This is a genomic window from Streptomyces sp. NBC_01717, assembly GCF_036248255.1.
Taxonomy (GTDB): domain Bacteria; phylum Actinomycetota; class Actinomycetes; order Streptomycetales; family Streptomycetaceae; genus Streptomyces.
The window spans coordinates 8,041,325-8,060,202 of sequence record NZ_CP109178.1 but is presented as its reverse complement, the minus strand read 5'-3'; the positions used below and the strand labels follow the sequence as shown (position 1 = coordinate 8,060,202).

Here is an 18,878-nt window from a genome sequence, read left to right as displayed (position 1 = left end):
TCAGCGGTCCTCCCCCGGCGCCCGGCCGTTCTGCAGCGCGTTCGGACGGGCCTTGTCGACCAACGCCGGTATCACCCTGTCCAGTTGTGATTGTTCCCAGCGTGATTCGTTGTCAGCGGCCGGCCCCGCATGCCAGCCCTCCGCAACGCTGATCAGGCCGCCGCGCACGTTGAAGACCCGACCGGTGATGCCTCGCGCCGAGGGACCCGCCAGCCAGACGACCAGCGGAGCTATGTTCTCCGGCGCCGACGGGTCGAAGGTGCCGGGCTCCGCCACCGTGCGGTCCGACCGCAGCCCCTCCGTCATACGGGTGAGCGCAGCCGGTGCCACGGCGTTCACCGCGACGCCGTAGCGCTCCAGCTCCCGGGAGGCGATCACGGTCAGCCCCGCGATCCCTGCCTTGGCCGCTCCATAGTTCGCCTGCCCCGGGTTTCCATAGATACCTGACGAGGACGTCGTGTTGATGACCCGGGCATCGACCTGCACGCCGGCCTTCGCCTGCGACCGCCAATAGGCCGCCGCATGCCGCAGTGGACCGAACGTACCGCGCAGGTGCACCCTGATCACCGCGTCCCACTCCTCGGCGCTCATGTTCACCAGCATCCGGTCGCGCAAGATGCCGGCATTGTTGACCAGCACATTCAGGTCGCCGAAGTGCCTGATCGCGGACTCCACCAGCCTGCGAGCGCCTTCGAAGTCGGACACGTCGTCACCGTTGGCAACGGCCTCACCGCCGGCCTCGCGGATCTGCGTCACGACCTCGCCCGCGGGTCCGGACGAGGAACCGGATCCATCGACCTCCGCGCCCAGATCGTTGACCACCACTTTCGCGCCCTGCCGGGCGAACTCCAGCGCGTGCCCGCGTCCGATCCCACGTGCCGCCCCTGTGACAACGACGACCCGGCCCTCCACGACGCCACCCATACGCCTCTCCCGTCCGCAACTCCGCGCCGGCCCGGCGCTTCAGCGAGCCGGCCAATCATAGAATCACTTTCTAAAAAGCGTCTCGGTGCGGTAGCCGGATGTCAACCCTCCTGCACGCGCGGCAACTTCGGACGTACGGCCACCCCTCGGTGCGGCTCGGTCCTCACAGCGGACGTCGAGCGGGCCCCTTCTGTTCAGGTCCGATCAGACCGCACGGCCGCTGGCCGATCACGCCCGAACCTGGCGAGCTGTCGGCTCCGACCGGCTGCGTCTTCACGCGCCCTTTGCGCCGGCTGCCGGGCGACCGTCAGGCATGCGTCAGGACATGCGGCACCGGCATCAGCACTTCGTCAAGACACGATGACCGGCCGACTCGCCGTCCTTAGCCTCAGCGCCATGGAACGACGCATCACCCGCGCAGTGCCCGACGGCCGCTCCGGCCGTCGCGGCCGCGTCCTGCCTCCCCCGGGTACGACGGCGTACGACGAGGACTGGGCCGGCCACGTGCGCTTCGCGGTCGGCTGCGCCTCCTCGCTCCTGGGGCTCCTGCTGGCGGTCGACGCGGCCGCCGGCCGGCTCACCTGGCTGCGCTTCCTGCTGTGGGCAGCCCTCGCCACGACGCTGTTCGTGGTCCTGGTGCCACCACGGGTCCGCGCGGGCGCCGGGTGGCTCTCCTCGCGCGGCCTGCTGCGCGCTCACACGGTGCGTACGGACCGACTGGTCTCCGTCCGCTGGTCCGACGGCGTCTCGCAACGTCTGGTGCTCCGCGACGCCGATGGCTGCCGGGTCGAGGTCGACCCGCGGGTGTTCGTCGCCAACCCGGCACTGTGGCACCGGCTGGACCAGGACACCCGCGCCTGCGTGGAGCGCGGGACGCTGCTCTGCGGGGTGACGGCGCTGCGTCAGCTCGGGGAGCGTATCGACCGCCGGACGGCCCAGACGGTTTTCCAGGTATCCGGCTTGGATTAGCGGCACTCCCCGGCCCGGCGGTCCGCCCGACCCCTCTGCGGTCCCGTCGGGAGAGACCCTCTACGGTGTCGCTGCAGCCACCTGGCTGGAGTGAGGGTCTGAGGGGAGATCGGCGGATGCGGCACGCTGGGCGTGGGTTGTTGATCACGGGGACTGTGCTTGCCGTCCTGGGGATCGTGCTGGCAGCGGGCGCGCTCTGGACCGTCCGTAGCGGCTACACGATGGTCACCTTCTCCGGCGGGTCGATGGAGCCCACCTACGCTCCGGGCGACCGCATTCTCATCGCGAGGACGTCCGGCGCGAAGGTACGGCGAGGCGATGTCGTGCTCTTCGGCGTGCCGGAGCGGTTCGAGGGCAAGCCGGTGCTGAAGCGCGTCATCGGTCTGGGGGGCGACCATGTGGTCTTCGACGGCACACGCCTGACGGTCGACGACGCCCCGCTCAAGGAGCCCTATCTGAAGGACGGAGAGGTCGACGGCGGGCACGGACCGTACGACGTGAAGGTACCGGCCGGGCAGATGTTCCTTCTCGGCGACCATCGTGCGAACTCCTACGACTCGCGCTACTTCGCGAGCGGGGACCCCGGGACCGTACCCGTGACGGCCGTGCGGGGCCGGGTGCTCGACGATGCCACCGCGCCGGTGGTGCTGGGACTGGGCGTGCTGCTCGGCGTGGTTCTTGCCCTCGCGGGTGCCGTCTGCACGTTGGTCGGCTGGTTGAAGCGGCGGCGCCGGCCGGCGCCACCCGCGCTGATCGCACACCCCGTGGCGTAGCCCGTCGCGACGGTCCGGCCCGGGTGGACGCTGGACGCTGCCGGACCACGCTCCTCAGGCCAGCTGGTTGACCAGGTTGGTGAAGGCCGCGGGGAGACGGCTCGCGGTCGGGACGATGCGGCGGGCCAGTCGCGGGTGCTGCCGGGCCAGGAGCAGCGATTCGGTGAGCAGGCGGTGGCGCCGGGAGACCTTGCGCCACGCCCGCTCGTACGCCTGCGGCCGGTCGTCCCGGACGCAGCGCACCAGTTGAGCGGCTCCGGCGAGAGCAAGCGAGACTCCTTCACCGGTCAGTGCGTCGATGTACCCGGCGGCGTCCCCGACCAGCAGGACCCGTCCTGCCACGCGGGAGCCGACCCGCTGGCGCAGTGGTCCGGCGCCACGCACCGGTGTGGTGGCGCTCGCAGGCAGCCGGCGGGCCAGGAGGGGGAAGCGGGCCAAGTGGCCGTCGAACGGGCCGCGTTCCGTGGTCAGGACGGCGACGCCGACCAGGCGTGGGCCCAGCGGGGTGACATAGGCCTCGGCCCGTGGTGACCAGTGCACCTCGACGCAGTCCGTCCAGGGCTCGATCGCGAAGTGGCGGCGCAGTCCGAACCTCGCGGGGCGTGGGTCCGGCAGGTCCAGGCCGAGTTGGCGTCTGATCGGTGAGTGCAGGCCGTCGGCTGCGGCCAGGTAGCGGGCGGTGACGCCTGCGGCGTACACGCTGTCGGCGCTCTGCCGGATGCTGTCCGACCGCACGGGAATCACCCGCACGCCGAGTTCCGCGGCGCGGCCGGCCAGGGCGGTCTGCAGTTCGGTGCGGCGGACACCGCGACCGGGGCCGGGCGCGAAGCGGGCTTCTGCCCGGTGGCGGTCGTCGAGGTAGCGGATTCCGCGCAGCGGGTGTCCGGCGACGGTGACGCCTAATCCGGCCAGAGCGTTCACGGCGCCCGGCATGAGCCCCTCGCCGCAGGCCTTGTCGATCGGGGTGGGGCGCGGTTCGGCGACCACCGCTTCGAGCCCGGCCTCGGCGGCGTGGATCGCGGTGGCGAGGCCGGCGGGTCCGCCGCCGACGACCAGCAGGTCGATCACGGCGCCGCCGGTGCGGCCCCGGCGAGGGCGGTGTTCTCGCACCGTACGCGGGTCGCGAGGAGCGGCAGGTTGAGCAGGGTGAAGGCGGTCGCGGTGAGCCAGTTGGTGTGGACGAGCGGCAGTGCGACGCCCTCGGCGATCACGGCGACGTAGTTGGGGTGGCTCAGCCACCGGTACGGTCCGGCGGTGACGAGCGGCAGGTCCGGCACCACGATGACGCGGGTGTTCCAGCGCAGCCCCAGCGTGGTGATGCACCACCAGCGCAGGCCCTGGGCGCCCAGGGCCAGGGCGAGCATCGGCCAGCCGAGTGCGGGCAGGAAGGGTCGGCCGCCGAGCCAGGTCTCCGCCAGGCAGCCGGCCAGCAGTCCGGTGTGGAGGGCGACCATGACGGGGTAGTGGCCCTGCCCGTACTCCGCTGCGCCGTGGCGCCGGCTCCAGGCGGCATTGCGCCGGGCGGTGACGAGTTCGGCGAGGCGCTCGACGGCGACCAGAAGGACGAGGACGGTGTAAGGGATCACGGGGCGGCTACCAGCGGAGCAGGACGAGTTCGGTGCAGAAGCCGGGCCCCATCGCAAGGAGGAGTCCGGGAGTTCCGGGCGGTGGTGAGCGGAGCGCCAGAGTGTCCCTGAGGACATGCAGGACGGAGGCGGAGGACAGATTGCCGACCTCGGCCAGCGAACGCCAGGCCAGTTCCAGTGCGCGGGCAGGCAGATCCAGCGTCTCGCGTACGGCTTCGAGTACCTGGGGGCCGCCCGGGTGGCAGATCCAGGCCGTCACGTCCTGCGTCTTGAGGTCGTGGTCGGAGAGGAAGGAGTGCACCTCGTCGCCCAGGGTCTCACGTACCAGATTCGGGAGGTCGGCGCCGAGTACGATCCGGAAGCCCTGGTCGCCGATGTCCCAGCCCAGTGTGCGTTCGGTGCCGGGGTAGAGGCTGCTGCGGGTCGCGACCACGACGGGCCCGGACCGTTCCTGACGGTGCGGGTGGTCCCGGCCGACCGCGAGGACGGCAGCGGCGCCGTCACCGAACAGCGCGCCCGCCACCAGGTTCGGCACGGATGTGTCGGCACGTTGCAGGGTCAGCGAACAGAGTTCGACGGAGAGCAGCAGCGCGACCTGGCCGGGGTGGCCCTCGAGGTAGTCGTGGAGCCGCGCGAGGCCGGCTGCCCCGGCCACGCAGCCGAGCCCGAAGATCGGTACGCGTTTCACATCGGACCGCAAGCCGATCCGTCCGGCGAGCCGCGCCTCCAGGGACGGGGCGGCGATGCCGGTGACGGAGGTGGAGATGACCAGGTCGATGTCGCCCGGGTCCAGGCCCGACCGGTCCAGGGCGCCGCGTACGGCCTGTTCCCCGAGCTCCAGGGCGACATCGATGAACGCGTCGTTGGCCTCGCCGAAACCGCTCAGCGCGGCGTACCGTTCCAGGGGCAGTGCCAGATGGCGGCCGCGTACGCCGGCGGACCGGTGCAGGCGTTCCAGCACGCCGCGGTCCGCGCCCGGAGGCAGGCACATGTCGGCGAAGGCGTCGGTGATCCCGGACTGCTCGTACCGGTGCGGCGGGAGCACACCATGGATCGCGATGATTCGCGTCATGCCGTCACCATAGGTGCGGAAGGGATGTTTTGATCGAACATCATGAATCAGACTTTTCAGTCGCACTCCTTGTCGGCCGCACCGCCCTCGCCGGCACCCGTACCGGCGGAGGCGGCAGCGCGTGCGGGTGGCCTCGGCCGCGGCGCCTTGGCGCTCCTCCTGTCGGCCCACCCGGCCCCCGCGCTGGCCGTGACCGCCCTGATCACCGCCCTGGGCGTCGCAGCGGGGCGCGACGCGTTCGGCAGCTGTCTGGTCGCCCTGGCCGTGCTCACCGGACAGCTCTCCGTCGGCTGGAGCAATGACCGCATCGACCTCGCGCGGGACACCGCGGCACACCGGCGCGACAAGCCGCTCGTGGCGGGCGAGGTGCAGATGCGCAGCGTGTCGGTCGCGGCGTGTGCTGCGCTCGCGCTGTGCGCTCCCCTGTCCCTCGCGAACGGCGCTGCGGCGGGCGGCGCGCATCTGATCGGGGTGGCCGCCGCATGGTCGTACAACCTCGGCGTCAAACGGACGCGGTGGTCGTGGCTGCCCTACGCGCTGGCCTTCGGACTTCTGCCCGCCTTCCTCACCCTCGCGCTGCCGGGCCACCCCTGGCCGGCCGCCTGGGTGGTGACCGCGGGTGCCCTCCTCGGGGTGGGTGCACACTTCACCAACGTCCTCCCCGACATCGATACCGACCTGACCGCGGGCGTCCGGGGCCTGCCCCAGCGTCTGGGCCGGCGCCGGTCCCGTACCGCCGCGGCACTCGCGCTGCTCGCGGCCTCGGCCGTCCTCGTTCTCGGCCCGCCCGGACCGCCGGACGCCATGGGCTGGGGCGGCCTCACGGTGACCGGGGCGCTGGCCGTCGTCCTGTGCCTCCCGCTGGGCACCTCCCCCGACAGCCGTCTGCCGTTCCTGGCCACGCTCGGCCTGGCCGGGGCCGACATCGCCCTGCTGGTCGCGCGTGGTACGTCTCTGAGCTGATCACACGGACGCCGCCGGATCCTGTGCCCCGCCGGGCACGTCGGCCAAGGGCTGTGCCGGATACGGGGCAGCCCTCAAGCGCTGTCCCGTAGGTTGGCCTCCGGCGAGGGTCACCGGCACCGACGGGGAGAGTCACGCATGTCGAGGTATCACGAGATGAAGTTCCGGGCCGTCACGTCGTTCCAGCGGCGGATCGGCAATCCGATGGTCCGACAGTTGCCGCGTCAGACACTCCTGGAGACCACGGGGCGCACCTCCGGACTCCCCCGCCGGACGCCGGTCGGCGGACGCCGCGTCGGCAACGAGTTCTGGCTGGTCTCGGAGTACGGCGAGAAGTCGCAGTACGTACGCAACATTCAGGCCGACCCGCAGGTCAGGGTCCGGATCCAGGGACGCTGGCATGCCGGGACCGCCCACCTGGTCCCGCAGGACGACGCCCGCGCACGGCTCAGGACGTTGCCGCGCCTGAACAGCGCCACGGTCCGGGCGGTCGGCACGAACCTGCTGACCGTACGGGTCGATCTCACGGGCTGACCGGGCCGGCCGCGCCTTCCGGCTACCAGCGGTGGTGGACCTCCGCGCGGATCCGGCGGTCGTAGAGGTCCCGTACCGCGTCCAGGGTGCTCTGCGGCAACGGCGGAAGCGATGCCGCCGCCGCGTTGGCACGGGCCTGCTCGACTGAGCGCGCGCCGGGGATGACGCTGGTGACTCCGGGCTGCTGGATGATCCAGCGCAGTGCGGTCTGGGCCGGTGTCGCCCCCTGTGGTGCGAGTTCGGCGAACTCGGCGGCCGCGGCCACCCCGTTCCCGTACTCGATGCCGGAGAAGGTCTCGCCCTGGTCGAACGCCTCGCCATGCCGGTTGTACGAGCGGTGGTCCTCGGGGGCGAAGACGGTGTCCTTGGTGTACTTCCCCGAGAGCAGTCCGGAGGCGAGCGGGACCCGCGCGATGATGCCCACACCCGCCGCACGGGCAGCCGGAAGGACTTCGTCGAGCGGCTTGAGGCGGAACGGGTTGAGGATGATCTGGACGCTCGCGACGCCGGGTCGGGCGATGGCGGTGAGCGCCTCGGCGCACGTCTCGACACTCACCGCGTAGGCGGCGATCCGCTGCTCGGCGACGAGGGTGTCGAGCGCGTCGTAGACCTCGTCCGAGGAGTAGACCGCGGTGGGCGGGCAGTGCAGCTGCACGAGGTCGAGCGTGTCGACGCCGAGGTTGGCCCTCGAGCGGTCGTTCCAGGCACGGAAGTTGTCGAGGACGTAGTTCTCCGGTACCTGGTCGGCACGCCGCCCCATCTTGGTGGCGACGAACACACCGGCGTCCGGGCGGTCCTTCAGATAGCGGCCGATGAGCTGTTCGCTGCGGCCGTCGCCGTACACGTCCGCCGTGTCGAAGAAGGTGACGCCCGACTCGACCGCCGCGTCCAGGACACCGAAGGCGTCCGCCTCCTGCACCTCGCCCCAGTCACCGCCGAGCTGCCAGGTGCCCTGCCCGACGACGGATACGTCCTGTCCGGTCCTGCCCAGAGTGCGCTGTTCCATGGGGATCATGCTACGCCGGTACGCATGGGCCGCTGGGGGGCGGCCGAGCACATGACTGCCCCGAACCGCCGCCCCGCTCGAACACCGGTTCCCCGAAAGGCTATCGGCCGCCTCGTGCGGCATGCCGATAGAGTGGCTGCCGGGCGATGCTTACGGAGCGAGGAGTTCTTGCCCTGAACGGACACCTGCTGGCGGTCAGCGACCTGCACGTCGCGTACGCGGACAACCGTGACATCGTCTCGTCCCTGCACCCCGGCACCGACGCCGACTGGCTCATCGTCGCAGGTGATGTCGGCGAGAAGGTCGCCGATGTCGAGCGGGCAATGACGCTGCTCAGCGAGCGCTTCGCGAGAGTCGTCTGGGTCCCCGGGAACCACGAGCTGTGGACCCACCCGAGCGATCCCGTGCGACTGCGGGGCGAGGCACGCTACCTGCACCTGGTCGACCTCTGCCGAAGCCTGGGCGTCCTCACCCCCGAGGATCCCTATCCGGTGTGGGAGGACGCGGACGGGCCGGTGACCGTCGCCCCCCTCTTCCTGCTCTACGACTACACGTTCCGCGCCCCCGGCGCGACCACCCGGGACGAGTCCCTCGCCGTCGCCCACAGGGCCGGGGTCGTCTGCGCCGACGAGCACTTCCTCCACCCCGATCCGTACCCGACGCGCGACGACTGGTGCCGGGCGCGGGTACGGGAGACCGAGCTGCGGCTGGCCGGCATCCCCGAGGACCACCGCACGGTCCTGGTGAACCACTACCCGCTGGTGCGTGAACCGACGGACGTGCTGCGGCACCCGGAGTTCGCGCAGTGGTGCGGGACGGAGCTCACCCGGGACTGGCATCGCCGCTTCCGTGCCGCGGCGGTGATCTACGGGCATCTGCACATCCCGCGGGTGACCCATCACGACGGAGTGCGGTTCGAGGAGGTGTCGATCGGCTACCCGCGCGAGTGGCGGGCCCGCCCGCCGCGCGAGCCACTGCGGACGGTCCGGCTGCCGCCATGGCCGTCCGGCGACACCCCCTGAAGTCGGCACTCCGCCGACTGCCCTGCGCCGCCGGTAAGGGCAAACCTATGGGCCGGTCGGTGCACACCGTTCGTTCAACTCTTGTTCTCAACGGGCCCTGAAGCAGCACCCGTTGCACACCTATTGACGTGTCCGAGTCAATGGAGAAGCATCTTCCGCAACCTGAGAGCGCTCTCAGGCTGCGCGTCGTGCACCCGCACCACGACTCAGGAGACGAACCCCCATGTACGCACCCCCCGTACTCCGCAGACCTGCCCCCTCATCGGACGGACGACGCACCGGTGTACTCGCCGTCGTCGCCGGTCTCATCATCTCGCTGCTGGCGTTCGTCCCCGCGACCCCGGCCGACGCGGCGCCCTCGCTGCTCTCCCAGGGCAGAACGGTGACGTCCTCCAGCGAGGAGAACGCCGGCGCACCCGCCACCTCCGCCGTGGACGGCAACGACGGCACCCGCTGGTCGAGCGCCTTCTCCGACCCGCAGTGGATCAAGGTCGATCTTGGCGCCTCCGCCTCGGTCTCCCAGATCGTGCTGAAGTGGGAGGCGGCCTACGCCACCGGCTACCGGATCGAGTTCTCCACGGACAACAGCACATGGACCACCGCCTACTCCACCACCAGCGGCCCCGGCGGCACGGAGACCCTGAACGTCTCCGGCACGGCTCGCTACGTCCGGCTGACCGGCACCGCCCGGGCCACGCCGTACGGCTATTCGCTCTGGGAGTTCCAGGTGTTCGGCACCACCGGCGACCAGGGCGGCCCGCAGATTCCCGGCGGTGGCGACCTGGGACCGAATGTGCTGGTCTTCGACCCGTCGACGCCCGGCATCCAGGCCAAGGTGGACGAGATCTTCAAGCAGCAGGAGTCCGCGCAGTTCGGGAACGGCCGCTATGCGCTCCTGTTCAAGCCGGGCACGTACAACAACATCAACGCGCAGCTCGGCTTCTACACGTCCATCGCGGGACTCGGCCTCAAGCCGGACGACACGACCTTCAACGGTGACGTGACCGTCGACGCCGGCTGGTTCAACGGGAACGCCACGCAGAACTTCTGGCGGTCGGCGGAGAACCTGGCGCTCAACCCGGTGAACGGCACGGACCGTTGGGCCGTGTCGCAGGCCGCGCCGTTCCGGCGGATGCACGTCAAGGGCGGGCTCAACCTGGCGCCCGACGGCTACGGCTGGGCCAGCGGCGGCTACATCGCCGACAGCAAGATCGACGGCCAGGTCGGCCCGTACTCCCAGCAGCAGTGGTACACCCGCGACAGCTCGGTCGGGGGCTGGACCAACGGCGTCTGGAACATGACGTTCTCCGGGGTCGAGGGCGCCCCCGCGCAGAGCTTCCCCGACCCTCCGTACACCACGCTCGACACCACCCCGGTCTCCCGTGAGAAGCCGTTCCTCTACCTGGACGGCTCCGAGTACAAGGTCTTCGTCCCGGCCAAGCGCACCAACGCGCGCGGCGTCTCGTGGACCGGTACACCGCAGGGTGAGTCCATCCCGCTGAGCCAGTTCTACGTGGTCAAGCCCGGCGCCACCGCACAGACCATCAACGCCGCGGTGCAGCAGGGCCTGCACCTGCTGTTCACGCCCGGCGTCTACCACGTGGACCAGACCATCGACATCGACCGGGCGAACACCGTCGTCCTCGGTCTGGGGCTCGCGACGATCATCCCGGACAACGGTGTGACAGCGATCAAGGTCGGCGACGTGGACGGCGTGAAGCTCGCCGGTCTCCTGATCGACGCCGGTCCCCAGAACTCCTCGGTGCTGCTCCAGGTGGGCCCCGAGGGCGCCTCCGCCGACCACTCGGCGAATCCGACCACCGTGCAGGACGTGTTCATCCGGATCGGCGGCGCGGGCGCCGGCAAGGCCACCACCAGCATGGTCATCAACAATGACGACACCATCGTCGACCACACCTGGATCTGGCGCGCCGACCACGGGGACGGGGTCGGCTGGGAGACCAACCGTGCCGACTACGGGCTCCGGGTCGACGGGGACGACGTCCTCGCCACCGGCCTCTTCGTCGAGCACTTCAACAAGTACGACGTGCAGTGGAACGGCGAGAACGGCAGGACGATCTTCTTCCAGAACGAGAAGGCGTACGACGCACCGAACCAGGCCGCCATCCAGAACGGCACCATCAAGGGGTACGCCGCCTACAAGGTCGCGGACTCGGTCAACAACCACGAGGGCTGGGGCCTGGGCAGCTACTGCTACTTCAACGTCGATCCGACGATCCGTCAGGACCACGGCTTCGAGGCCCCGGTGAAGCCTGGAGTGAGGTTCCACGATCTGCTGGTGGTGTCCCTGGGTGGCCAGGGACAGTACGAGCACGTGATCAACAGCACCGGTTCGCCCACGTCCGGCACCTCGACCGTTCCCTCGACGGTGGTGTCCTTCCCCTGAGGGGAGTCCACCAGGACCTGGTGGAATGAACGGATGACGTGGGGCCCGGCAGTCACTGCCGGGCCCCACAGCCGCGTCTCACCGCTGCCCGTACCTCAGCCGCCCGCGGGCCGGCCTGCCGTGTCGAGCGCGGCGCCCGCCTGGTCGGCCAGTGTCACAGCGACCAGGCGGGCCTGCAGTGTCGGTACGGTTCCCGGCGTGGGATCGAGCATGTACCTGCCGACGTAGTGGCCCTGTCCGCTGGCCCGCAACTCGATCTCGCCGTCCGGCCAGCCGCCGCGCGCGACGTCCCAGCGCCTTCGGCCGACGGACACACTGCCGTCCTGCTCCAGCCGCGGTGGCCGCCCCAGCAGGGTTCCGTACTCGAACCGGCAGCCCCGTAGTTCCAGCAGCTCGACGAGCTCACTCCGCACATGGGCGACGACGGCGTCGGCGGAGGTCGTCGCCTGCGCCAGTTCGGCGGTGTCATGGATTCGGGCGAGATGGCCCGCATCGGTCACGGCGATCACCTCGAGCCGCCGTACCCGGGCGGCCAGCTGCGAGACGATCAGACCGACGATCAGGAGCAGCACGGCCGTCTCGATGTCTTCGCCGCCATTGATGGTGAACCGCTGATACGGCCGGGTGAGGAAGAAGTCGAACCAGGCGGCCGCGGACAGCGCCGCCACCGCGCCCGCGACGCGGTTGCCGAAGGCGGCGACCGCGACGACGACCACGACGAGCACGAGGGCGGCATTGGTCCTCGACAGGTCCGTACGGAACGGCACCAGTGCCAGCGCGACCAGCAGCGGCCCCACCAGCGCAGCCACGAGTACGAGCCGGTCCCGGAGCGGTTGGCCGGTCATGTGTCACCTCCTACGCCCTCCGTATCACGGGCCGCCGGCGGCCGCTCGGCGAGATCTTCATGTGCGCACCCCGGGCGGTGATGATCACTCGCCCGCCCGGGCCACGCCACGGACCGGCCGTCCGCGCCACCGTTCAGTTCAGTCTGGATCCGCCGCGATCCGCGGACGCCATGCGTTGATACGGCCCTGACACGTCGCACAGCCGGATTGACGCCGCGCTGACAACGGGGCGGGTGATGAATCAGGCGTCCCGCCGGGCATGTGAACCGACGCGTGCAGCGTACCGATACCCATTGCGCTGCCTCGCTCACGCCGCGTCACCGGTAAAGGTCCTGGCCTCCGCATCCACAGCGTGCGCCGGTGCGCTTCCGCTCGTCCCGACGGCCGACACCGCACATGATGAGAAAGAGGGCATGACGCGAAGGGGACGTCGCCCCGACGGTTCACTCCCGACATTGGAGGTGACATGGACATCGACACCACGATGGGCGACGAGGTCTACCAGCCGGACGGCTCGGAGGTGCAGGACGACGCCGGGCTGCTCGACGTGGAGGACACTCTCGACGACCGGGCCGGTGCGGATCCGCTCGATGCAGGCTATTCGCCCCCCGAGCGGCCGTGGGCCGTGGAACACCACGGTGTCACGGCGGCCGAGCAGCACCAAGGTGAAACGCTCGACCAGCGCCTCAGCGAGGAGGAGCCGGATCTCGTCGTACCCGACGGAGACGAGATCGGCGATGTGTTGGACACCGACGGTGAGGTCCGTGACGAGGAGGTCGGCGGTCTGCGCGCCGGACGGCTCGTCGCACCCGACGAGGGCGCTCACGAGGACGACGAGAAGGACATGATCGCGTTCGACATCGGCGTCGACGGCGCAGCGGCCTCGGCCGAGGAAGCGGCCATGCACGTGGTCCCCGCCCCGGAAGGTCCGTAGACCCGCCCCGCGCCACCGGCCGCCGCGCTCCGGGATACGGGGTCGCACGGATCGTGGCGACGCGATGCCACATCCGGCGCCACGCCGACCGGGGCAGGCCCGTTCGGCGCGCTTCCGGCCACGTCCCGCACATGCCTGCTCGACGGCGCCGAGCCGAACGACGACGTGGCCGAGTTGCTGAGCAGCGAGCACGGGCGGCCGGTCGAGGTGGACGCCGGCCGATGCTCTCGCGGCCGCACGAGCCGACGCGGGGTCCGCTCCGGTCGGGCAGGTAGTCCTGAGGACCCTTTGCCGGTCGACGGGTCAGACCAGCCTCAAGTCGATGAAGCGCACACTGTCACCCGGCAACAGGTACCTCTCGACCTCGACGAACCCCCGCGTCTGCGCGAACCGCAGCCCGTCCGGGTTGGACTCCAGGACCACTGTCTCGATGACGTCGGCTCCGAGCTTTCGCGCCTGCGCCAGCCCTCGCTCGTAGAGTGATCCGCCAAACCCTTGCCGCCGGTGCGCCGGGAGCACTCTGGCGATCACCGTGGCCACCGATGCTTCGCTCGTGGGCGGGCGCACGGTCGAGCAGCCGACCAGGACGTCGCCCAGATACGCAACCTCCAACCGGTTGCGTTCGACGCGCTCACGTACCTCGTCCAGAGACAGAGCGGCCGTGGGGATGATCGCGTTATGGACGTGCTGCCAGTCACGAAGCATGGCGTCGCCGTCCGCCTGCTCGATGCGAAGATCAGTCATCGCAGCAGGAAACCGCGCGCATGGTGGCCCGTCAACTGCAATAGCCGTCCGGCACGTCATGTCATCGGTCGGTCGGGCTTCCTTCCGCCGCGGCGCGGGTGAGCAGTTCAGCCCGGCTGATGAGGTCGGTCCCCGTCGCCGGCACGATGCAGGCATGGGCTCCGGCGATCGCGCCGTAGAGGCCGCACCGCTGTGGCGACTCGCCGGACAGCCGGCCGAACAGATAGCCCGCCACGAACGCGTCGCCGGCACCGTTGGAGTCCACCACCTGCGCGGGCGGTGTGACCGCCGGAATGTGGGTCAGCTCCCCGTCGAACAGTTGATACGCCCCCTCGGCTCCCGCTGTGGCGACGACCGCTCGGGCCCGACCGCGTTCGGCGATCTGCCGCATGGTCTTCTCCGGGTCCACCAGTGCGGCGGTCGACAGGAAGACCAGGTCGGCCTCGTAGGCGAATGCCTCGTGGTACGCCTCCGCACCGTCCCAGTTGTGCAGGTCGGTCGAGATGGTCACCCCCGCCTCACGCAGCGTGGGAAGGGCGAACGCGCAGGGATAGGTGATGGAGACGTGGGCGTGGCGGCTGACCGCGGCGAGCGCGCCCACCGTTTCCGGGGGCAGCCGGTCCGCTGCCTGCGAGCGACTGTTGTCGTACAACGACAGCCGCCGCCCGTCGGGGCCGACGAGATTCACCGCGCGCTTGGTGCCTGCGGGCAGGGGGATTTCGGTGAGCGCGATGCCCCGGTCGCGGTGCAGCGCGCGGATCAGGTTGCCTGCGTCGTCATCGCCGATCATGTCGATGTGATGCGTGCGCAACCCCAGAGCGTGTACCCCGAGCGCCACGAAGTCGCCGGTCTGTCCCGCCCGCGTCTCGATGGCAGGCACCATGTAGCTGTCGGCGTACGGAAGAGGCAGCTGGGGGACGTACACGATGGTGTCCACGCCGGCACCCCCCAGGACGAGGATGTCGGTCTCGATACTCAACGGCACTCCTCCGGTTCTTGCACTCCGGGTGCAGCGTATCGGCGGGGAGCAACCCACCGAAGGGCATGGCCGCGGCCCGGTCCGTTCACTTCGGCTCGGCACTCGTGGACAGCGGTCCCCCGGCCGCGTCCCCTTGTCGCTGCCCAGCCGTTCTGGTTGACTCCGCCCGCCGGGTCGCCGACTCACAGGCGGAGGACGCCACATGGAGATCACCCGCAGACGCCTGCTGGCCGCTCTGTCAGCCGCCGGTCTCCTGACGGTGATCCCCGCACAACCGGCGACCGCCGCCGGTGTCGCCGCGGGCACCGCACGTCTGATGGCCAACACGGTGGCGGTCTTCGCCGGGACCGCCGAGTCCAACTCCCGTCCCGAGACGGCTGCCAAGCTCGCCGCCGTGGACAACGTGGCCCGGACGAATCTCAGGGCGATGGACTCCGCGGGCCCCGGCGAGCTGTTCGCCGGGCTGGTGCTCGGCAGCAACGAGGCCAACCTCAACAGCGCCTTCCAGCGGCTGTACGAGATCGCTCTCGCCACCTGCACACCCCCGGGCGGCACCCCCTCGGACCTGTACGGGAACACCGTCGCGCAGCGCCGCGTGCTCGACGGCCTCGGCTGGCTGCACGACCACTACTACGGCGACCAGTCCAAGGGCTACTACGGCAACTGGTTCTACTGGGAGATCGGTCTCGCGCAGTACATCAGCAAGACCCTCGTGCTCCTCGCCGACGAGGTGCGGGCCTACCGCCCCGACCTCGCACAGACCTACGTCGCCTCCATGGACGCCTACCTCCGCAACGGCATCGACGGCGACGTGAACCTCGATTCGCGCTTCCACACCGGCGCCAACCTCGCCGACATCACCACCAACCGCATCCTGCAGGGCGCACTCCTCGGCGACGAGGCCCGCATCCACAAGGCCCTCACCGACCAGCTGACGGTGTTCGCCACCATCGACCCGTACCACCTCGACCACGGTGTCACGGACGGGTACTACGCCGACGGATCCTTCATCCAGCACGCCTCCGTCGCCTACACCGGTTCGTACGGAAAGGGCCTCCTGACCCGCGTCGTACAGACCCTCAAGATCCTCGACGGTACGGGTTTCGCGCACGGCGAGGAGCTCGTACCGACGGTGCGGAGCTGGGTGCAGAACGGCTTCGCGCCGCTGATCTTCGAGGGCTGGATGATGGAGATCGTCAAGGGGCGGGCGGTGTCACGGACGGACAGCGGCTACACCGATGTCGCCGTGGTCGTCGAGGCCGTGGTCGACCTGGCCTCACTCGCGAGCGGCGCCGACGCCACCGCTCTCAAGAGCTACGTCAAGCACATCCGGTCGACCTCGCGCGGCACGCTCGATCCAGGGCGTTTCGTCTCCCCGGTCAGTGTCGTGCGTTACGCCGACATCATCGGCGACCCGTCGGTGCCTGCCGAGGATCTCAACGCCGCCTCGCGCAGCGTCGCCTTCAACGCCATGGACAGGAACGTGCATCGCCGGCCCGGTTACGCCTTCGCGCTCGCCCGCAGCTCGGACCGGATCAGCAAGTACGAGTACATGAGCGGCGAGAACCTCATGCCGTGGTTCCAGGGCGACGGGGCGTACTACCTCTATCTCTCCGGGCAGGACCAGTCGCAGGCGTACGGCGTCGACTACTTCACCACGGTCTCGCCGTACGGCCTCGCCGGTGTCACCGCGCCGGTCGAGCAGCGACGGACCGTCCCCGACCTGTACGGGAAGCCGTATTACGACAACCCCGGCCACCCGCTGAACTTCACCTCGTCGTCCGAGTCGCAGAACACGTACGTCTACTTCCCTCGTGGCACCGATCGACGCTCCGGCGGCGCCGTTCTCGGGGCGTACGCCGCGGTCGGCATGGTGCAGTCCGGCGATGTCGCCGACCGCGACAGGCGCCTGCTGCCGGACGATTTCGTCGTCTACCGCAATGCGACGGCGACGAAATCGTGGTTCCTGCTCGACGAGGAGATCGTGGTCCTTGCCGCAGGGGTCGGTGATCCTGCCGGGCGGGCCGTGACCACGACCGTCGACGCCCGCACCGCCTCGCCGGGCGACCAGGTCTCTCTCACCGGGATGCTCCGCGGCGGCCGTCCGTGGACCGGCGCGGGCACCGGTGACCTGCACTGGCTGCGCTACGCCAACACCACACAGCGCACCGCTGTCGGCTACGTCTTCCTCGACACGCCGCAGGTCCGGGTCTCGCTGGACGAGGTCACCCGCAGCCGCCGGGTCGTGCGCACCTCGAACCCGGACACCGCAGTCACCCGCACCGTCCTCGGCGTGACGGTCGACCAGGCACTCGGAGCCCAACCCGCCCGCATCGCGTACGCATTGGTACCGAATGCGGGCGGGACACAGTTGGCTTCGTACCCGGACGGTCCGCTGCAGGTCCTGGCCAACACCCCGCGCCTGCAGGCCGTATCCCACACCGGCCTCGGTCTGAGGGCGGCCAATGCGTTCACACCGGGCCGGCACGAGGTCGCGGGCCTGCGCATGGACGGCCCGGCGTCGGTGATCGTGCAGCGCCGCGGACACCGTGGCCCGACCACCGTCGCCGTGTCCGACCCGACGATGGGCCGGGACACGATCGGTGTCCTGATCCGAGGCAGGTCACTGCGGAAGGTGTCGTCCGACGACGGGGTACGCGTGAGCCCGGTCCACGGCGGAACCCGCGTCGACGTCGACACCCGCCACGCCTACGGCCGTAGCTTCACGGTCACCCTGCAGGACTGAGTCCGTGCCGTGACGTGGCTGTCGGCGCAGCGGCATCCGGAAGCCGTTCGATGGCGACCATGGCCGCATCGTCTCCCAGGCGCCCGCCCGCGTGCCGTAGGAGGTCGGCGCGCACGTACTCCAGCAGGGATTCCGCACCGTCCCGGGACCGGGACGCGACCCGCTCGAACAGCGGGTAGAAGCACCCTGACCGGTCACGGGACTCGATGACGCCATCGGTGTACAGCAGCAGAACATCACCGGCGCCGAAGGTGAACGTCTCCGCGGTGAATGCGGGGGCGAGCAACTGCGCGAGCCCGAGAGGCGGAGCGGGTTCACGCACGTCGAGGGACAGCACCTCGCCCGCGTGGAGCAGCAACGGCGGTGGATGACCGCAGCTGACCAGGCGAAGTTCGGAACCGGCATCCGGGATGTCGAGCACGGCCGCGGTGACGAAGGCCTCCGCACTGTGGTCGTCCTCCGCTTCACCGTCCGTGGCGCCGCTGTGGTCCACTGTGACCCCGTCCTCCAGGTGCCCCACCAGCTCGGGCAGCCGCGGTTCCTTGTGGGCCAGAGCACGGAATGCGCCCAGTACGCCGGCGGCTTCACCGATCGCATCGAGTCCCTTGCCGCGAGCATCGCCGACGATGACGCGGGTGCCGTCGGCGGTGCGGGCGAGCGCGCACAGATCGCCGCCCAGCTGCGCCTCCGCCTCTGCGGCCAGGTAGACCGAGGCGATGCGCAAGGGGCCGCTACGGCGCGGCAAGGGCTGCATCAACACGTGCTGTGCCGCCTCCGCCACCGAGCGAAGCTGCGTCATCTCCTGCTCGTGCCGTTCCCTCAGGTGTGCAAACAACGTGACAAAGGCAGAGATCAGACAGAGGGCAATGATCTGGTAGGTGTGATTGAGGTCGTTGAGGCTGGTGCGTGCGATGGCCACCACGGACTGGGCGAGCACGGCGACCGCGCCCACGAAGGCAGTCATACGCGGGCCGGCGAACGACGAGGTCACAGCGGGCGCTGCCACGAGAAACGGACCCAGGTGGACGTCCGGCGGCGCGCTGATGTCCACCACGGTGACGGCGGCGATCAAGGCGAAAGGCATCGCCACGAGTGCCTTCGAGTGCCGCCGGGTCGCGTGGAGCGAGCGCAGGAACCGCTGCGAGTTCATAGTTCCGGAATACCTCAGACCGTCTGCGACCGCCCTCTCGGTGCCCTCGGTTCCCGGTGCGGGCACCCGTCCGGGCGCTGCCGCATCTCGGATCTCACACACGCTGCTCCACCCGTCGGTGAACCCGGAGGCTTCGGCATCGGCTGCGGAAGGTGCGACGCAGACCGGCGGCTCTCTGTTCCGGCGGCCCCGGGGCCGCAGCACCTGCAGATCCGGCCGACTGC

General features: G+C 70.2%; 17 protein-coding genes. 8 read left to right on the top strand and 9 right to left on the bottom strand.

Translation table 11 applies throughout. The features are described 5' to 3' along the window. The gene (locus tag OHB49_RS36525) at positions 1-924 is read right to left on the bottom strand and encodes an SDR family oxidoreductase (protein WP_329165169.1); all 924 of its coding nucleotides are present in this window, start codon (positions 922-924) and stop codon (positions 1-3) included. A gap of 396 nt (positions 925-1,320) precedes the next feature. Between OHB49_RS36525 and OHB49_RS36520 the strand changes: the two genes are divergently transcribed. Together OHB49_RS36520 and lepB are read left to right on the top strand one after the other, a co-directional pair. Then, positions 1,321-1,893 (top strand): hypothetical protein, encoded by a 573-nt coding sequence (locus OHB49_RS36520; protein ID WP_234432995.1) that lies wholly within the window; start codon positions 1,321-1,323, stop codon positions 1,891-1,893. A gap of 155 nt (positions 1,894-2,048) precedes the next feature. Further along, the gene (lepB, locus tag OHB49_RS36515) at positions 2,049-2,666 is read left to right on the top strand and encodes a signal peptidase I (protein WP_329165167.1); all 618 of its coding nucleotides are present in this window, start codon (positions 2,049-2,051) and stop codon (positions 2,664-2,666) included. A 54-nt stretch (positions 2,667-2,720) separates the two neighbouring features. On the opposite strand, the gene OHB49_RS36510 is transcribed toward lepB, so the two are convergent. From OHB49_RS36510 to OHB49_RS36500, 3 genes are read right to left on the bottom strand one after another with little or no spacing between them, the layout of a single operon-like run. Further along, positions 2,721-3,734: an NAD(P)/FAD-dependent oxidoreductase gene (locus OHB49_RS36510; RefSeq protein WP_329165166.1), complete on the bottom strand. Its 1,014-nt coding sequence runs from the start codon at positions 3,732-3,734 to the stop codon at positions 2,721-2,723. Further along, positions 3,731-4,252, bottom strand: coding sequence for an isoprenylcysteine carboxyl methyltransferase family protein (locus OHB49_RS36505; RefSeq protein WP_329165165.1), 522 nt, complete (start codon positions 4,250-4,252; stop codon positions 3,731-3,733). Before OHB49_RS36505 ends, OHB49_RS36510 begins: the two co-directional genes overlap by 4 nt. A 7-nt stretch (positions 4,253-4,259) precedes the next feature. Further along, complete coding sequence (locus tag OHB49_RS36500; protein WP_030977389.1) at positions 4,260-5,324, bottom strand: type III polyketide synthase; 1,065 nt, start codon at positions 5,322-5,324, stop codon at positions 4,260-4,262. A 42-nt stretch (positions 5,325-5,366) separates the two neighbouring features. Between OHB49_RS36500 and OHB49_RS36495 the strand changes: the two genes are divergently transcribed. Together OHB49_RS36495 and OHB49_RS36490 are read left to right on the top strand one after the other, a co-directional pair. After that, positions 5,367-6,287, top strand: coding sequence for a UbiA family prenyltransferase (locus OHB49_RS36495; protein WP_329165164.1), 921 nt, complete (start codon positions 5,367-5,369; stop codon positions 6,285-6,287). Positions 6,288-6,425: 138 nt separating this feature from the next. Next, on the top strand, positions 6,426-6,821 hold the full coding sequence (locus OHB49_RS36490; RefSeq protein ID WP_329165163.1) for a nitroreductase family deazaflavin-dependent oxidoreductase: 396 nt from the start codon (positions 6,426-6,428) through the stop codon (positions 6,819-6,821). A 22-nt stretch (positions 6,822-6,843) separates the two neighbouring features. On the opposite strand, the gene OHB49_RS36485 is transcribed toward OHB49_RS36490, so the two are convergent. Continuing rightward, complete coding sequence (locus OHB49_RS36485; protein WP_326813817.1) at positions 6,844-7,836, bottom strand: aldo/keto reductase; 993 nt, start codon at positions 7,834-7,836, stop codon at positions 6,844-6,846. 137 nt (positions 7,837-7,973) lie between these two features. On the opposite strand from OHB49_RS36485, the gene OHB49_RS36480 reads away from it, so the two are divergent. Both OHB49_RS36480 and OHB49_RS36475 read left to right on the top strand, forming a co-directional pair. Further along, on the top strand, positions 7,974-8,849 hold the full coding sequence (locus OHB49_RS36480; RefSeq protein ID WP_329165161.1) for a metallophosphoesterase family protein: 876 nt from the start codon (positions 7,974-7,976) through the stop codon (positions 8,847-8,849). Between the two features lie 223 nt (positions 8,850-9,072). Next, a complete protein-coding gene (locus tag OHB49_RS36475; RefSeq protein WP_329165160.1) occupies positions 9,073-11,256 on the top strand; it encodes a discoidin domain-containing protein in 2,184 nt (727 codons plus the stop codon). A 95-nt stretch (positions 11,257-11,351) separates the two neighbouring features. Here OHB49_RS36475 and OHB49_RS36470 read toward each other — a convergent pair whose 3' ends face one another. Further along, a complete protein-coding gene (locus OHB49_RS36470) occupies positions 11,352-12,101 on the bottom strand; it encodes a DUF4118 domain-containing protein (protein WP_030977401.1) in 750 nt (249 codons plus the stop codon). A gap of 466 nt (positions 12,102-12,567) precedes the next feature. On the opposite strand from OHB49_RS36470, the gene OHB49_RS36465 reads away from it, so the two are divergent. Further along, positions 12,568-13,035, top strand: a complete 468-nt coding sequence (locus tag OHB49_RS36465; protein WP_030977409.1) for a DUF5709 domain-containing protein — start codon at positions 12,568-12,570, stop codon at positions 13,033-13,035. Positions 13,036-13,338: 303 nt separating this feature from the next. Here OHB49_RS36465 and OHB49_RS36460 read toward each other — a convergent pair whose 3' ends face one another. Next, positions 13,339-13,779 (bottom strand): GNAT family N-acetyltransferase, encoded by a 441-nt coding sequence (locus OHB49_RS36460; protein WP_329165159.1) that lies wholly within the window; start codon positions 13,777-13,779, stop codon positions 13,339-13,341. 61 nt (positions 13,780-13,840) lie between these two features. Next, on the bottom strand, positions 13,841-14,758 hold the full coding sequence (locus OHB49_RS36455; protein WP_030977411.1) for an adenosine kinase: 918 nt from the start codon (positions 14,756-14,758) through the stop codon (positions 13,841-13,843). A 202-nt stretch (positions 14,759-14,960) separates the two neighbouring features. On the opposite strand from OHB49_RS36455, the gene OHB49_RS36450 reads away from it, so the two are divergent. After that, positions 14,961-17,504 carry a polysaccharide lyase family 8 super-sandwich domain-containing protein gene (locus OHB49_RS36450; RefSeq protein ID WP_329165158.1) on the top strand — a complete coding sequence of 848 codons (2,544 nt, stop codon included), beginning with the start codon at positions 14,961-14,963 and terminating at the stop codon, positions 17,502-17,504. On the opposite strand, the gene OHB49_RS36445 is transcribed toward OHB49_RS36450, so the two are convergent. After that, on the bottom strand, positions 17,488-18,654 hold the full coding sequence (locus OHB49_RS36445; RefSeq protein ID WP_329165157.1) for a PP2C family protein-serine/threonine phosphatase: 1,167 nt from the start codon (positions 18,652-18,654) through the stop codon (positions 17,488-17,490). The two genes, OHB49_RS36450 and OHB49_RS36445, sit on opposite strands and share 17 nt — an antisense overlap. Between the last annotated feature and the right edge of the window lie 224 nt (positions 18,655-18,878).

What these genes read in the sequence shown, in the direction of transcription:
- OHB49_RS36490 (WP_329165163.1), top strand. Translation starts at nt 6,426, where the DNA reads ATGTCGAGGTATCACGAGATGAAGTTCCGGGCCGTCACGTCGTTCCAG.
- OHB49_RS36475 (WP_329165160.1), top strand. Translation starts at nt 9,073, where the DNA reads ATGTACGCACCCCCCGTACTCCGCAGACCTGCCCCCTCATCGGACGGA.
- OHB49_RS36465 (WP_030977409.1), top strand. Translation starts at nt 12,568, where the DNA reads ATGGACATCGACACCACGATGGGCGACGAGGTCTACCAGCCGGACGGC.
- OHB49_RS36480 (WP_329165161.1), top strand. Translation starts at nt 7,974, where the DNA reads ATGCTTACGGAGCGAGGAGTTCTTGCCCTGAACGGACACCTGCTGGCG.
- OHB49_RS36485 (WP_326813817.1), bottom strand. Translation starts at nt 7,836, where the DNA reads ATGATCCCCATGGAACAGCGCACTCTGGGCAGGACCGGACAGGACGTA.
- OHB49_RS36460 (WP_329165159.1), bottom strand. Translation starts at nt 13,779, where the DNA reads ATGACTGATCTTCGCATCGAGCAGGCGGACGGCGACGCCATGCTTCGT.
- OHB49_RS36520 (WP_234432995.1), top strand. Translation starts at nt 1,321, where the DNA reads ATGGAACGACGCATCACCCGCGCAGTGCCCGACGGCCGCTCCGGCCGT.
- OHB49_RS36500 (WP_030977389.1), bottom strand. Translation starts at nt 5,324, where the DNA reads ATGACGCGAATCATCGCGATCCATGGTGTGCTCCCGCCGCACCGGTAC.
- OHB49_RS36470 (WP_030977401.1), bottom strand. Translation starts at nt 12,101, where the DNA reads ATGACCGGCCAACCGCTCCGGGACCGGCTCGTACTCGTGGCTGCGCTG.
- OHB49_RS36450 (WP_329165158.1), top strand. Translation starts at nt 14,961, where the DNA reads ATGGAGATCACCCGCAGACGCCTGCTGGCCGCTCTGTCAGCCGCCGGT.
- OHB49_RS36525 (WP_329165169.1), bottom strand. Translation starts at nt 924, where the DNA reads ATGGGTGGCGTCGTGGAGGGCCGGGTCGTCGTTGTCACAGGGGCGGCA.
- OHB49_RS36495 (WP_329165164.1), top strand. Translation starts at nt 5,367, where the DNA reads ATGAATCAGACTTTTCAGTCGCACTCCTTGTCGGCCGCACCGCCCTCG.
- OHB49_RS36445 (WP_329165157.1), bottom strand. Translation starts at nt 18,654, where the DNA reads ATGAACTCGCAGCGGTTCCTGCGCTCGCTCCACGCGACCCGGCGGCAC.